Below are 13,504 nucleotides of genomic sequence, written 5' to 3'. Positions count from 1 at the left end.
AATCCAAACCATCGTAGCAATCACTATCAGGAGTCACGACCATGAGCCTGTCCATCGCGAAGTCCATCCAGTGCAACGGCTTCTCCGGCAACACCCGTGGCTGCGGCCCCACGGACCGCTACCAGGCGGCCTACCAGTCGATGGACCCGTCCAAGGCGGCGCAGACGGTGCTCAAGCACTTCGACGCCATCGAGGGCGTGGGGATGAACGCCAGCGGCAAGGGCGCCGGAGACAACAACATCGGGACGTCGGAGCTCAAGCGCGTGGCGGACCCGAACAGCGGCTTCCCGCCCGAGGTCCGCGCCGCCGCGAAGTGGGTGCTCGACCATCCCATCGCCCTGCGCTCGCTGGACCAGGGCGCCAGCAAGGCCCATGGCGGCAACAACGAGGTGCACCTGAGCAAGGCGGACCTCCAGGCGCGCGCGGGCAATGCCTCGGACTGCGGGGCTCCGCAGCGGCCCGTCCTCCCGCAGCGTCCGCCGCTGTGCGGCTCCGGGTTCGGAGGGGGCTTCGGCGGCGGCTTCGGAGGCGGCTTCGGCGGCGGAGTCGGTGGCCCGGGCGGCCTGCCCAACCCGCACCGTCCCAACCTGCCGCCGCGGCTGGACCTGTGCGGCCCTTCGTTCGGACCGCAGTCCCGCCCGCCCTTCGGCGCCAATCGCCAGGAGCCCATGGACGTCTACAAGGCGGCCCAGACGCTCAAGGACCACTTCCACTTCGCCGAGGGCGTGGGCATGAACGCCAGCGGCAATGGCGCCGGGGACAACAACATCGGCATGTCGGAGCTCAAGCGCGTGGCGGACCCGAGCAGCGGCGCGCCGAAGGAGCTCCGGGAGGCGGCGCAGTTCCTCATCAACCATCCCACGGCGCTGCGCTCGGTGGACCAGGGCGCCAGCAAGTCCAAGTCCAGCAAGGAGGTCCACATCAGCCTCCAGGACCTGGAGTCCTTCACGGCGAAGGCGCCCCGCCGCGAGACGCAGTCCAACCGCCTGGACCTGGCGCAGTTCATGGGCCGGGCGAGCATCTGGGGCTGAGTCCGCCCGGTGTCCCGGCTGCCCACCCGTCATGGGCCGCCGTGGTGCGCTGAAGGTGACTGGGAGCCGGGCTCTGGGGGGCGCCCGGCTTGCCACCTCCTGACACTGGCGCCTCCGGGGGGGAGGGCCCAGTGTCAGGGCATGGCAACCATCGACATCACCAAAGCCAACTTCAAGGAAATCGTCTCGAAGGAGGGAATCGTCCTCCTCGACTGGTGGGCCGAGTGGTGCGCACCGTGCCGCACCTTCGGGCCTGTGTTCGAACAGGCGAGCATGAAGAATCCGGACCTCGTCTTCGGCAAGCTCGACACCGACGCGGAGGTGGACCTCGCGGGGGCTTTCGCCATCCGCTCCATCCCCACGCTGATGGTCTTCCGTGACGGCATCATGTTGTTCGAACAGGCGGGGGCGTTGCCGGCCGATGCGCTGGAGGACCTCATCCGCCAGGTGCGCGCGCTCGACATGAACGAGGTGCGCCAGCAACTGGTGGAGCGCCAGGTCCAGCAGGGCGCGCCGCCCCAGGCCTGAGACGGCACACCGCTGTCCAGCACGAAGACGGGCGGAGCCTCCCGGGGGGAGAGGTCCTCCGCCACGTCTTCGTCTCAGCCCAGGACCTGCACCTTGCCGTGGTCGTCGCAGTGGCCGTCGTGCGGGTGATGCAGGTGACCGTCCACGAGATAGTCCATGTGGTCCCCATGCGGCGCGGCCGCGTGGCCACACGAGGGACCGTGGCGGTGCGTGGCTTCGTGGGCACCACAGGCATGCTGCGGCGTGCATTGCGCGGGGTTGCGGGCGTCCTCGGAGAGGGTGCACTCGTCGGTGTGGTCCGAGTGCGGGTGGTGCAGGTGCCCATCGTGCAGATAGTCCACGTGGTCCTGGTGCTGGATGGCGGGATGACCACAGCCCTTGGCGTGGACGTGGTCATGGTGCGCGTGCATCTTGTGATTCATGGCAGCCTCCCTGGCGGCGGTGTCCGTGGAGGACACGGCGGGACGGTTGCCATCCAGGAAGGCCAGGACAAGCGCCGCCAGGACGAGCCCCGACCGCCGGACCAGCCCATGTCACCCGAGCGCCGTCGGGCGCCTGCCTGCCGTGCGCCCGTCAGGGCTCCTGGGGCGCGGCGAGGAACGCCTTCAGCTCGGGGAGCACGCGCTCTGGATGTTCCTGCTGGGGGCTGTGGCCCGCGTCCAGGCGCAGGAGCCGGGCCTGCGGGAGGCGCCGCGCCGCCTGCTCGGCGATGGAGACGGGCAGGGTGTCCTCGCGCTCGCCCCAGACGAGCAGCACCGGCGCCGTCACGGCCTCGAGCTTCTCCGCGCGGTGGAAGACAGGGCCGGCCAGGGGCACGAGCCGGTTGAAGGCCCGCGTGGCGTCGGGGCTGGCGCCCGGGCGGGTGAGCAACTCGTACTCCAGGGCGCCCAGCCGCTCACCCAGTGGCGTCGGGGGCGGCGGCATCAGCTGGGCCCAGGCCCAGGGCCCCAGCGAGCGCGCCAGCCGTTCGGGGCCGGCGCGGAAGAAGAGGCGGGCCTTGCGCGCCATCTCCGGACCCAGACCCATGGCATCCACCAGGGCCAGCCGCTCCACGGACACCCGGCCGCGCAGCGCGAGCTCCAGCGCCACGAGCCCGCCCAGCGAGTGGCCCACCACGGCCACCGGGCCCGGGGCGAGCTGGGCCAGCAGGGCCTCGATGGGGGCGGTGAAGAAGGCCGCCGCGTCCTCGCCGGTGGCCAGCGGGCCTTCGGGGGTGGACGACATGCCGAAGCCCGGCAGGTCCACCGCCAGCACGCGGTGGCCCCGGGCCAGGACCGTCAGGTAGGTGAACCACTGGGAGGCCGCGCCGCCTCGCCCGTGGAGCAGCACCACCGTGGGGCCGGCGCCCGCCTCGAGGGTCCGGAGGGCCCCGCCGCCCGGCAACCAGTGAACCGTCGCGACCACCGCCGGGGCCAGCTGGGCGAGCAGCGCGGCCTCCACCGGCCCCACCGAGGGGGCCTTCATACCGGCCTCCTCGACACAGCCGTCCACCGGGAGTGGAACAGGGGTTGGCGTGGCGGCTGTGAGTGGTACATGGGGAGGACACTCCAGGAGGGGCGGACGGGCGGGCAACATACTGGAATGCGCGGCCCTCAGCGGTGTTGAGCCGGATACCCTGTAAACCCTAGGCTGCCCGCCGCCAGTCCGACACGAGGCGACATGAACACCGACATTCGCGCGCTCACCGAACGCGTGCAGCAGGAAAGCAGCTTCGTCGAGGTCCTCAACCAGGAAACCAGCAAGGTCATCGTCGGGCAGCGCTACATGCTGGAGCGCATCCTCATTGGCCTGCTGTGCAACGGACACGTGCTGCTGGAGGGCGTGCCCGGCCTCGCCAAGACGCTCACGGTGCGCACCGTGGCGGATTCGCTCAACGCCACCTTCATGCGCATCCAGTTCACCCCGGACCTGCTGCCCGCGGACGTGGTGGGCACCATGATCTACAACCAGCAGGCGGCGAACTTCACCGTCCGCAAGGGCCCCATCTTCGCCAACATCGTGCTCGCGGACGAAATCAACCGCGCCCCGGCGAAGGTGCAGTCCGCGCTCCTGGAGGCCATGGCCGAGCGCCAGGTCACCATCGGCGACCAGTCCTTCCCGCTGCCCACGCCCTTCCTGGTGCTGGCGACGCAGAACCCCATCGAGCAGGAGGGCACCTACCCGCTGCCCGAGGCGCAGGTGGACCGCTTCATGCTCAAGGTGAAGGTGGGCTACCCGACGCGTGATGAAGAGAAGGTCATCATGGACCGGATGTCCGGCGGCTCGTCTCCGCGCGCCCAGCGGGTCATTGACCTGCAGCACCTGGTCCGTGCGCGCGAGCTCGTCCACCACATCTACATGGACGAGAAGGTGAAGGAGTACATCCTCAACGTGGTGTTCGCCACGCGGGAGCCTGGCAAGTACGGCCTGAAGGACCTGGCGGACTACATCCAGTTCGGCGCCTCGCCGCGCGCCACCATCGCGCTGGCCCAGGCGGCGCGCGCGCACGCCTTCCTGCGCCACCGCGGCTTCGTCACGCCCGAAGACGTGAAGGCCATTGCCTTCGACGTGCTCCGCCACCGCGTCGCCATGACGTACGAGGCGGAGGCCGAGGACCTCACGCCGGAGAAGATCATCCAGCGTGTGTTCGACCGCGTCGAAGTCCCCTAACCTTCCTCCTCGAGCCCGCCAGGCGCCCCGTGCTTCCCAAGGACCTCATCCGCCGCATCCGCAAGCTGGAGATTCGCACCCGCAAGGTGGTCTCCGACATGCTCGCCGGCCAGTACCACTCGGTCTTCAAGGGCCGGGGCATGGCCTTCTCCGAGGTGCGCCAGTACCAGCCCGGTGACGAGATTCGCATCATCGACTGGAACGTCACCGCGCGCATGGACGAGGCCTACGTCAAGGTCTTCACCGAGGAGCGCGAGCTGACGGTGATGCTGGTGGTGGACGTCTCCGCGTCGAAGGAGTTCGGCTCGCGCGAGCGCACCAAGTCGGAGATCGCCGCGGAGGTGGCGGCGCAGATTGCCTTCAGCGCCATCGCCAACAATGACCGGGTGGGGCTGGTCCTCTTCTCGGACCGGGTGGAGAAGGTGGTGCCGCCGCGCAAGGGCCGCACGCACGTGCTGCGGCTGGTGAGCGACATCCTCACGTTCCAGCCGCAGGGGCGGGGGACGGACCTGTCCGCGGGGCTCAACTACCTGACGCGGGTGGCGAAGCGGAAGGCGGTGACGTTCCTCATCTCCGACTTCCAGGCGCTCGACTACGAGAAGCCGCTGCGGCTGGTGGGGCGCAAGCACGACCTGGTGCCGGTGGTGGTGGCGGACCCGTTGGAGGAGGCCTTCCCCCGGCTGGGCCTGGTGGACATGGAGGACCCGGAGACGGGCGAGCGCTTCGTCGTCGACACCAGCGACCCGCGCGTGCGGGGACGCTTCGCCCGGGCCATGCAGGCCGCGCGCGACGAGCGGCGCAAGCTGTTCAAGAAGCTGGAGCTGGACCACGTGGAGCTGCGCGCGGGTGATGACCACGGCAAGGCGCTGGCGAACTTCTTCCGCGCGCGGGCTCGGAGGATGGCGGCATGAACCGGCGCATCTCCTTGCTGGCGGTGTGGCTCGTGCTGGCGGCTCCGGTGGTGGCGGCTCCGGCGTGGGCCCAGGCCCCTGCTCCAGAGGCCGCGACGACGGAGCAGGTCGAACCCCAGCACCTGTCCGTGCGGCTGGAGCCGCAGCAGGTCCGCATTGGCGACCCCTTCGTCTACGAGGTGGTCATCACCCATCCGAAGGACCACCGCTATGAGCTGAAGGTGCCCCAGGAGACGGGGGACTTCGAGTTCCTGGACCAGACGCGCCAACGCCAGGACGGGCCGGACTCGGCGACCACCACCTTCCGGGTGCGGATGTCCGCCTTCGCCCTGGGCTCGGTGACGGTGCCGGCGCTGCCCTTCGACGTGGCCACGCCGGAGGGGCCCAAGGCGTTCACGGTGCCGGGCCGCGCGGTGGACGTGACGTCCACGCTGCCACCGGACGCGGACGGACAGGGCGCGGACCTCTTCGACTACAAGCCGCCGGAGGAGGTGCCCATCCGTTCGTGGCGCCTGGTGCTCACGGTGCTGGGCGTGCTGGCGGCGGCGCTGCTGGCGTGGGTGCTCTTCCGCTGGTGGAGGAACCGGCCCACGCACGAGGTGGTGGTGCCGGTGCTGCCCCTGGACGTGCGCACCCGCAAGGCGCTGGACGCGCTGAAGGCGGAGGATTTGCCCTCGCGCGGCCGGGTGAAGGACTTCTACTTCCGGCTGTCCGAAATCGTCCGTGGCTATCTGGGCGAGCGCTACGGGTTCGAGGCGCTGGAGTGCACCAGCTCCGAGCTGATGGCGTCGCTGCGGCGCATGTCCACGCCGGGCCTGCCAGAGGACAAGCTGATGCGCTTCGTGTCCGAGTCGGACATGGTGAAGTACGCGCGCGCGGATTCCTCGGCCGACGCCTGCCGCGACGCGCTGGCCTTCGGCTACTCGCTCATCGACACGACGTACGTTCCGCCACCGCCGCCCCAGGCTCCCGACAATGCCGCCGCTCCCCGCGTTCAATAACCCCGAGGCGCTCTGGGGGCTGCTGCTGGTGCCGCTGCTGCTCTGGCAGGCCTGGCGGGAGCGGCGCGCCCGCGCCACGCTGCGCTTCTCCGCGGCGCATGTCTTCGCCCGGAGTGGCCGCGGCCTGCGCACGTACTTGCTGCCGCTGCTGCCGCTGCTTCGCGTGGCGGCGGTGACGGCCGCGGTGCTGGCCATCGCCCGGCCGCAGGTGCGCGACTCGCGCGTGCGGGACTTGTCGGTGGAGGGCATCGACATCGTGGTGGCGTTGGACCTGTCCACGTCGATGGAGGCCGGCGACTTCCGTCCGCAGAACCGCATGCACGTCGCCAAGGAAGTGCTGAGCGAGTTCATCGCCAACCGGGTGAATGACCGCATCGGCCTGGTGGTGTTCGCGGGCGCGGCGTACACGCAGGCGCCGCTGACGCTGGACTACGGCGTGCTGAAGGAAGTGGTGAAGCAGCTGCGCACGCGCGTGCTGGAGGACGGCACCGCCATTGGTGACGCGCTGGCCACGTCCCTCAACCGCCTGCGGGACTCGGAGGCGAAGAGCCGGGTGGTGGTGCTCATCACCGACGGCGACAACAACTCCGGGAAGATTTCGCCCATGGACTCGGCGAACATGGCCCAGGCGCTGAGGGTGCCCATCTACACCATCCTGGTGGGCAAGGGCGGCAAGGTGCCCTTCCCGCAGGGCACGGACCTGTTCGGCAACACCGTGTGGCGCGACACGGAGATTCCCATCAACCCGGAGCTGATGCAGGACATCGCGGACCGCACCGGCGGCGAGTACTACCGCGCCACGGACCCGGAGCAGCTGCGTGAGGGACTCCAGAAGGTGCTCGATTCGCTGGAGCGCTCGAAGCTGATGGAGGGCGGCGCCAGCGCCACCTACCGCGAGGAGTTCCATCCCTTCCTCCTGGCCGCCTTCGGCCTCGCCGCGCTGGAGCTGCTCCTGCGCGCCTCCTTCCTGAGGGTCTTCCCGTGACGCCCGTGGAACCCTGGCGCTTCACCGTGCTCGGTTACCAGGCGGGGCTCGCGCAGCCCCTGTTCCTGCTGCTGGTGTTCGTGGGCGTGACGTTGGGACTGCTCGCGCTGGTGGGGGCGCTGCGGCGCCGCTCGCGCGTGCGGGCGCTGCTGCATGAGCGCCACGCGGAGCGCTTCACGCCGGGCGTGTCGGTGTGGCGTCCGGCTACGCGGAGCGGGCTGTACGGCCTGGGGCTGGCGCTCTTCGGCTTCGCGCTGGCGCAGCCGCAGTGTGGCACCAAGAGCGAGCTGACGAAGCGGCGCGGCATCGACGTGGTGGTGGCGCTGGACGCCTCCAAGTCCATGCTGGCGCGGGACATCCAGCCCAGCCGCCTGGAGCGCGCGAAGCTGGAGCTGACCACGCTGCTGGACGAGCTGAAGGGCGACCGCGTGGGCCTGGTGGTGTTCGCGGGGGATGCGTTCATCCAGTCCCCGCTCACGTCGGACTACTCGGCGGTGAAGCTGTTCCTGCGCGCGGTGGACCCGGAGGTGATGCCCCAGGGCGGCACCAACGTGGGCGCGGCGCTGCGGCTGGCGCGGCAGGTGCTGGAGAACGCGGACCGCGGCTCGAAGGAGCGCGTGGTCGTCCTGCTGACGGACGGCGAGGACCTGGTGGGCGACGTGGGAGAGGCCACCGAGGCGCTGAAGGACGCGGGCGTGCAGGTGCTGGCGGTGGGCGTGGGCTCGGAGTCTGGTGAGCCCATCCCCGTCTTCGACCGGCGCGGCGCGTTCGTGGACTACAAGAAGGACGCCGCGGGGGAGACGGTGATTACGCGGTTGGACCGGGCGGGGCTGACGGCCATCGCCGAGGCCACCGGGGGCACCTTCTACTTCCAGCCCCGTGGCGTGGCCATGTCGCAGGTGGTGGAGCGCATCGACCAGATGCAGAAGAGTGAGCTGGAGAGCCGGGTGACGGTCCGCTACGACGAGCGCTTCCAGTCGTTCGCCATTCCAGGGCTGGCCTTGCTGGCGCTGGGCATGTTGCTCCTGCCGTCGTCGCGCCGGAGGCCGTCGCCATGAGCGCCGCGAGGACGCGCGCGGCGCGGTGGTTGACGTGGGGCCTGGTGACGGCGCTGGCGCTGCCGTCGCCCGTGTGGGCCGCGGGTCCGCTGGAGCGGGACCACCCGCTGGTGGAGCAGGGCCGCGAGGCGTACACGGCGGGCCGCTTCGAGGAAGCGCTGGAGGCGTTCGAGGCCGCGAAGAAGGAGCGCCCCAACGACGTCACGGTGGACTTCAACCGCGCGGACGCGATGGCCAAGCTGGGGCGCGTCGCGGATGCGAAGGCGCTGTTCCAGTCGGTGACGGAGTCCAACCGCGCCGACCTCCGGCAGAAGGCCTGGTACAACCTGGGCAACCTGCATGCGACCACCGGAGACCGGCAGGAGGCGCTGAAGGCCTACCGGCGCGCGCTCACGCTGGACCCGCAGGACGTGCAGGCCCGCCACAACTACGAGGTGGTGCTGCGCAACCTGCCGCCGCCGCAGGACAAGGGTCAGGATGGCGGCACGGACGGTGGCAACGACGGCGGCAGTGACGGTGGGCGTCCGGATGCCGGCGAGGATGGCGGCACGAAGGGCGACGGCGGCACGCCCCAGGACGGTGGCACCGATGGGGGCTCGGACGGCGGTGCCGACGGCGGCGCGGATGGTGGCGCCAGCGATGGCGGCATGGACGGCGGCGCGGACGGTGGCGACGGCGATGGGGGCAGCGACGGCGGTTCCGACGGCGGCGCGGACGGCGGCGACCAGGGCCCGCCGGACAAGGGCGACGGGGGCGCGGACGGCGGCGCGGATGGTGGAGAGGACGACGGAGAGGGTGAGCCCCAGGACGGTGGCAGTGACGGCGGCAGCGCGGGAGAAGAAGACTCGGAGGAATCCGAGGCGGACGGTGGCTCCAGCGAGTCGGACCTGGACCGGCAGGAGGCGGAGCGCCTGCTGGATGCGATGAAGCAGAATGAGAAGAACCTCCAGCTCTGGCGGTTCCAGCAGAAGAAGAAGCAGAGGAAGCCGAATGAGAAGGACTGGTAGCGCCCTCGGCGTGGTGTTCGCCGTGTTCGCCCTGCTGGCCACCGCGCCGGCGTGGGCGGCCTCGGACGACCTCGATTTCTACCAGACGGCGGACCGTACGGAGGTGGGCACCGAGGACACCTTCCGCCTCACGGTGGTGGTGGTGGACGCGCCCGCCAACGCGCAGGTGAAGCTGCCGGAGTCGGAGGACTTCTCCATCCTCTCCAGCTCGCGCAGCAGCCAGCGCTCCATCTCCCTGTCGGGCGGTGGCCCCGCCGTCATCCAGGACGTCACGCGGCACGTGTTGGTGATGCGGGCCAACCGCGCGGGACGGCTCAAGGTTCCACCGTCGCAAATCACGGTGCGCGGCAAGACGTACCGCACGCAGCCCGTGGAGTTGACGGTCAAGGCCGGCCGGGTGGGCGGTGCGCCGCCCGGGCAGGCGGGGCGTGGGAGGGACCGGCAGCCGGACCCCTTCTCCAGCATCCAGTCGCAGATGCAGCAGATGGAGGAGGCCTTCGGCGACATGGCGGAGGTGGACCGGCCCACGATTCCGCGTGGGGACTCCGACCTCTTCCTGCGCGCCAGCCTGGACCGGGACACCGTGTACGTGGGCGAGCAGGTGACGCTGTCGCTCTACATCTATTCGCGCGTGGACCTGTCCAGTGTGGACGCCGTCACCATGCCCAAGCTGGAGGGCTTCTGGACGGAAGAGGTGGAGAGCCCCACGCAGCTGTCGGGCGAGCAGCGCGTGGTGGACGGCATCCCGTACCGCGCCTACCTGCTGCGCCGCCGCGCCATCTTCCCGGTGAAGTCCGGCACGCTGCCCATCACCGCCGCGGAGGCGGACATCACCACCGGCTTCCTCTTCGCCGGCCACCGCGTGCACCGGGTGTCCAACGCGCTCAAGGTGAAGGTGAAGCCGCTGCCGCCCGGGGGGCCCCAGGACATGCCCAACGCGCACGTGGGCAACTGGCGGCTGTCCATGGACGTGTCCCAGACGCGCGTGGAGCTGGGCCAGCCCGTCACGGTGAAGGTCAGCCTGGAAGGGGTGGGCAACGTGAAGAACGTCACGCCCCCCGCGCTGAAGGGCCCCGCCGCGCTCAAGATTTATGACCCCACCACGACGGACAAGGTGTCGCCGCAGCGCCACCGCGTGCAGGGCCGGCGGGTGATGGAGTACCTGGTGATGCCGCAGCGCACGGGCAGCTTCACGCTGCCCGCGCTGGAGTTCACCTACTTCGACCCGCGCGCCCGCAAGTACGAGGTGGCGCGCACCGACCCCGTGACGATTACGGTGGAGGCGGGCGCGGGAGGCGCATCGTCCATCGCCTCGGCGTCGCCCCAGGCTTCGTCGGACCAGGCCAACGAGCAGAAGAACGTGCTGACGGCGGGCGGGCTGCGGCCGGTGCGCTACCAGGCGCGCTTCGAGTCGCCGGGCGTGCCCGTGTGGAAGCGGGGCTTCTTCGTCCCGGCGGTGCTGGCGCCGCTGGGGCTGCTGCTGGGCGTGGCGCTGATTGGCGGCGTGCGCGGGCGGCTGGCGCTGCGCACCGAGGCGGGGCGTGGACGTCAGCAGGCGAAGGCCGCGCGCAAGCGTCTGGCGGATGCGGAGAAGCTCCAGTCCAGCGCGGACGTGGGGGCCTTCTACGGCGAGGTGGAGAAGGCGCTGCACGGCTTCCTGGAGGCGCGGCTGGGGATGCCGGTGGTGGGCCTCACCCGTGAGGTGCTCGCCGAGAAGCTGACGGCGGCGGGCGCGGACACGGAGCGGCGCGCCAAGGTGCTCTTCGTGCTGGAGGCGTGTGACTTCGGGCGCTACGGCGGCGGGGGGAATCCGGCCGAGCGACAGAAGGTGATGGATGCCGCCGCGGCGGCCATGGAGGGCTGGGCGTGAGCGGCTACTACACGCCGGAAGAGGCGCAGGACATCTTCCTCAAGGCCAACGAGGCCTACGCGCGCGAGGACTACGCGGCGGCCAAGGAGGGCTACGAGAAGCTGCTGGCGAACGGCCAGGGCGGCCCCGACGTGCTCTACAACCTGGGCACCACGCACCTGGCGCAGGGCGATCTGGGCCGCGCGGTCCTGGCGCTCGAGCAGGCCCGTAGAGAAGGGGGCCAGGCTCCGGATTTGACCGCCAACCTCGCGGTGGCCCGGGCGCGTCAGGTGGACAAGGTGGTGGGCGCCACCGCGGAGGACGCCTTCCTGCCTCGCGTCGCGGCGGCCACGGACGGCCCGGTGGTGGCGTGGACCTTTCTGGGCACCTGGGTGGCGGCCTTCGTCCTCGTGCTGCTCTGGCGGTTGCTGGGACGGGGCCGGCGCACGGCGGTGGGCGTGCTGGCGGTCCTGCTCTTCGCGGTGGCGGTCCCGTCAGGGCTGCTGGTGGCCACGCACGCCTACGTGGGGGCCACGGTGCACGAGGCCGTGGTGCTGGCGCCCACGCTGGTGGCGCGCGAGTTGCCTCAGCCCGGCGCCCGCTCCATCTTCGAGGTGCACGCCGGCCTCAAGGTGCGCCTGCTCGAGGAGACGGGCCGCTTCGTCCGCATCCGGCTGCCCAACGGCCTGGAGGGCTGGACCGAGCGGGAAGGCGTGGCCGAAATCTGAAGTCACGCGCGGAGTGTGGGGGACGCGAAAACCTGGAAATGTCCGCCATTGGGAGGGTAGACTGCCTCCGGAGGAATGGCCGGTATTGCCAGGAGGTCGTGGCCCTGTGTTTTCGGTCGAGGCACTCGTCGGCAAGAACCGGCTGGTCATCCGCCTCTGGGGTGTCGTCACGGAGGAGGAAGCGCTCCAGATTGGCGATGCGTCGCTGCGCGCGCTCGAGCGGCTCCGGCCGGGGCTCGACATCCTGTCTGACCTGACGGGCGTGACGACGCTGCCGGAGTCGGGCTCTGGGCAGATTGAGCGCGTCGTTGAAGCGGCCCGGGTCCGCGGCTTCCGCCGGGTGGTGCGCGTGGTGGGGCGCTCAGCCATGGCGGCGGTGCGGTTCCAGCGCAGCAGCCGGAACGTGGGGCACGAGGCCTACCTGGCCTTCTCCCTCGAAGAGGCGGAGCAACTGCTGGAAGGCGGCTGGCCGTAAGCCACCCTGGCTACGCCCGCCTGTCAGTCCTCCTAATCGAAAAGCAAGGCATCCAGTGTGTGTCCGGCTTACGTACGGGGGAGACGGGTGCCATTGCACAATCCGTTGCATCCTCCCTGGTGCGGCTCCGCCCCGGAGGGCTATACCGCGCGCGGCGGGTGGCATTGGCATCGTGTTTCGTCCGGAGAACCATGGCTGGCAATTCCCAGGCACCCTTCCACATCCTCCTCGTCGAGGATGAGCCGGTCATCCGGGAGCTGGTGCGCTCCATGCTGAGTGACGGCACCGTGGAGGTGGTGTGCGCCGCCACGGGGCTGGAGGGCCTGAAGCTGGCCAAGAGCCAGACGTTCCACCTCATCCTGATGGATGTGGTGTTGCCGCAACTGGACGGTATCTCCGTGTGCCGCATCCTCAAGGGGGACCCGGCCACCGCGGGGGTGCCGCTCTACATGCTCACCGCGAAGGCGAAGCGCTCCGACATGGAGAGCGCCACCCAGGCGGGGGCGGACGGCTACATCCACAAGCCCTTCCGCGGCGCCGAGCTGATGGCGCTGGTGGAGCGGCTGCGCGAAGCGGGGCCGAAGCCGGAACTGCCCTGAGTCAGGGCAGGCGCGGGTGGAGGTAGCGCGCCAGGGCGATGAGGTCGTCCCAGTCCAGCTCGCCGAACTCCAGCGCCACACCGTCCACCTCGCGGCGGCGAATCTGGCAGGTGGTGATGATTTCCCGCTCTCCGGGCAGCGGCACCGCGATGGTGAGCTCCCGCGCGGTGTCGGCCGGGTGGGCCATCAGGAACAGGCCCGCCATGGACACGTCCCGAGCGCGCACCATCACCGAGCGTCCCTTGAGGAGCACCTTCACGGGGAGGTTGGCGTCGACGCGCGGGTGAAAGCGCTCGGCAATCTGGGGGCCGCCATCGGTCGTCCTCACCGCGTTCTCCTCTTCTCCACACGACAGGGTGCAACAACTCTGAGGCACTCTGGAGCGGACGCAAGTTTCCAGTCACGGCCGCCGTCCAGCCTCCCGGACGCTCCTCCCGGTCCGCGGAGCGCTGCCGGACCCGCCCTGGTGGCTCAACGCCCGGGATTGCCAGGGGTTAGCGCTGGCACGGCGGCTGAACTGGGGCCGGGCAACTCTCCGCAGGAGGCTGCCCGTGTCCAATGACAGTCGGATTCCCACGCTGACCATCACCCATACGGTTCCGCGTCAGACGCCGCAGAACGACTTCGGCACGGTGCTGGCGCGCGCGGCGAACGAGGTGGTGCGCTCGGGGGCGGGCCTGGTG

Annotated in this window: 15 protein-coding genes; 12 read left to right on the top strand and 3 right to left on the bottom strand. The window is 70.5% G+C overall.

Annotated elements, in window-relative coordinates:
- Positions 1-41 precede the first annotated feature (41 nt).
- Together G4D87_RS06890 and trxA are read left to right on the top strand one after the other, a co-directional pair.
- Positions 42-1,031 (top strand): hypothetical protein, encoded by a 990-nt coding sequence (locus tag G4D87_RS06890; protein WP_163780164.1) that lies wholly within the window; start codon positions 42-44, stop codon positions 1,029-1,031.
- Positions 1,032-1,172: 141 nt separating this feature from the next.
- On the top strand, positions 1,173-1,559 hold the full coding sequence (gene trxA / locus G4D87_RS06885; protein WP_163780162.1) for a thioredoxin: 387 nt from the start codon (positions 1,173-1,175) through the stop codon (positions 1,557-1,559).
- A 74-nt stretch (positions 1,560-1,633) separates the two neighbouring features.
- Here trxA and G4D87_RS06880 read toward each other — a convergent pair whose 3' ends face one another.
- Together G4D87_RS06880 and G4D87_RS06875 are read right to left on the bottom strand one after the other, a co-directional pair.
- Complete coding sequence (locus G4D87_RS06880; protein WP_176410510.1) at positions 1,634-1,981, bottom strand: hypothetical protein; 348 nt, start codon at positions 1,979-1,981, stop codon at positions 1,634-1,636.
- A 151-nt stretch (positions 1,982-2,132) separates the two neighbouring features.
- Positions 2,133-3,023, bottom strand: coding sequence for an alpha/beta fold hydrolase (locus tag G4D87_RS06875; protein ID WP_163780158.1), 891 nt, complete (start codon positions 3,021-3,023; stop codon positions 2,133-2,135).
- Positions 3,024-3,218: 195 nt separating this feature from the next.
- On the opposite strand from G4D87_RS06875, the gene G4D87_RS06870 reads away from it, so the two are divergent.
- The 10 genes from G4D87_RS06870 (at position 3,219) to G4D87_RS06825 (ending at position 12,821) form a co-directional block, all read left to right on the top strand.
- Positions 3,219-4,208, top strand: coding sequence for an AAA family ATPase (locus G4D87_RS06870; protein ID WP_163780156.1), 990 nt, complete (start codon positions 3,219-3,221; stop codon positions 4,206-4,208).
- A gap of 29 nt (positions 4,209-4,237) precedes the next feature.
- Entirely contained in the window at positions 4,238-5,119 is an 882-nt protein-coding gene (locus G4D87_RS06865; protein WP_163780155.1) for a DUF58 domain-containing protein, read from the top strand.
- Positions 5,116-6,120, top strand: a complete 1,005-nt coding sequence (locus G4D87_RS06860) for a BatD family protein (protein ID WP_163780152.1) — start codon at positions 5,116-5,118, stop codon at positions 6,118-6,120. The genes G4D87_RS06865 and G4D87_RS06860 overlap by 4 nt, the downstream gene beginning before the upstream one ends.
- The gene (locus G4D87_RS06855; protein WP_163780150.1) at positions 6,095-7,105 is read left to right on the top strand and encodes a vWA domain-containing protein; all 1,011 of its coding nucleotides are present in this window, start codon (positions 6,095-6,097) and stop codon (positions 7,103-7,105) included. The genes G4D87_RS06860 and G4D87_RS06855 overlap by 26 nt, the downstream gene beginning before the upstream one ends.
- Complete coding sequence (locus G4D87_RS06850) at positions 7,102-8,163, top strand: VWA domain-containing protein (protein ID WP_163780148.1); 1,062 nt, start codon at positions 7,102-7,104, stop codon at positions 8,161-8,163. The genes G4D87_RS06855 and G4D87_RS06850 overlap by 4 nt, the downstream gene beginning before the upstream one ends.
- Complete coding sequence (locus G4D87_RS06845) at positions 8,160-9,170, top strand: tetratricopeptide repeat protein (protein ID WP_163780146.1); 1,011 nt, start codon at positions 8,160-8,162, stop codon at positions 9,168-9,170. Before G4D87_RS06850 ends, G4D87_RS06845 begins: the two co-directional genes overlap by 4 nt.
- On the top strand, positions 9,154-11,040 hold the full coding sequence (locus G4D87_RS06840) for a BatD family protein (protein WP_163780144.1): 1,887 nt from the start codon (positions 9,154-9,156) through the stop codon (positions 11,038-11,040). Before G4D87_RS06845 ends, G4D87_RS06840 begins: the two co-directional genes overlap by 17 nt.
- Positions 11,037-11,747: an SH3 domain-containing protein gene (locus tag G4D87_RS06835; protein ID WP_163780142.1), complete on the top strand. Its 711-nt coding sequence runs from the start codon at positions 11,037-11,039 to the stop codon at positions 11,745-11,747. The genes G4D87_RS06840 and G4D87_RS06835 overlap by 4 nt, the downstream gene beginning before the upstream one ends.
- Positions 11,748-11,853: 106 nt before the next feature.
- Positions 11,854-12,222: a hypothetical protein gene (locus tag G4D87_RS06830; protein ID WP_240358064.1), complete on the top strand. Its 369-nt coding sequence runs from the start codon at positions 11,854-11,856 to the stop codon at positions 12,220-12,222.
- A 191-nt stretch (positions 12,223-12,413) separates the two neighbouring features.
- On the top strand, positions 12,414-12,821 hold the full coding sequence (locus G4D87_RS06825) for a response regulator (RefSeq protein WP_163780138.1): 408 nt from the start codon (positions 12,414-12,416) through the stop codon (positions 12,819-12,821).
- Between the two features lies 1 nt (position 12,822).
- Here G4D87_RS06825 and G4D87_RS06820 read toward each other — a convergent pair whose 3' ends face one another.
- A complete protein-coding gene (locus tag G4D87_RS06820; RefSeq protein ID WP_163780136.1) occupies positions 12,823-13,149 on the bottom strand; it encodes a PilZ domain-containing protein in 327 nt (108 codons plus the stop codon).
- Positions 13,150-13,504 lie beyond the last annotated feature (355 nt).

This window comes from Myxococcus vastator (genome assembly GCF_010894475.1).
GTDB lineage: Bacteria > Myxococcota > Myxococcia > Myxococcales > Myxococcaceae > Myxococcus > Myxococcus vastator.
The sequence above is the reverse complement of the archived record's forward strand: the minus strand, read 5'-3'. Positions and strand labels throughout refer to the sequence as shown.

Coding starts and splice junctions, on each gene's coding strand:
- G4D87_RS06845 (WP_163780146.1), top strand. CDS start 8,160: ATGAGCGCCGCGAGGACGCGCGCGGCGCGGTGGTTGACGTGGGGCCTG.
- G4D87_RS06840 (WP_163780144.1), top strand. CDS start 9,154: ATGAGAAGGACTGGTAGCGCCCTCGGCGTGGTGTTCGCCGTGTTCGCC.
- G4D87_RS06860 (WP_163780152.1), top strand. CDS start 5,116: ATGAACCGGCGCATCTCCTTGCTGGCGGTGTGGCTCGTGCTGGCGGCT.
- G4D87_RS06880 (WP_176410510.1), bottom strand. CDS start 1,981: ATGAATCACAAGATGCACGCGCACCATGACCACGTCCACGCCAAGGGC.
- G4D87_RS06890 (WP_163780164.1), top strand. CDS start 42: ATGAGCCTGTCCATCGCGAAGTCCATCCAGTGCAACGGCTTCTCCGGC.
- G4D87_RS06825 (WP_163780138.1), top strand. CDS start 12,414: ATGGCTGGCAATTCCCAGGCACCCTTCCACATCCTCCTCGTCGAGGAT.
- G4D87_RS06855 (WP_163780150.1), top strand. CDS start 6,095: ATGCCGCCGCTCCCCGCGTTCAATAACCCCGAGGCGCTCTGGGGGCTG.
- G4D87_RS06875 (WP_163780158.1), bottom strand. CDS start 3,023: ATGAAGGCCCCCTCGGTGGGGCCGGTGGAGGCCGCGCTGCTCGCCCAG.
- trxA (WP_163780162.1), top strand. CDS start 1,173: ATGGCAACCATCGACATCACCAAAGCCAACTTCAAGGAAATCGTCTCG.
- G4D87_RS06870 (WP_163780156.1), top strand. CDS start 3,219: ATGAACACCGACATTCGCGCGCTCACCGAACGCGTGCAGCAGGAAAGC.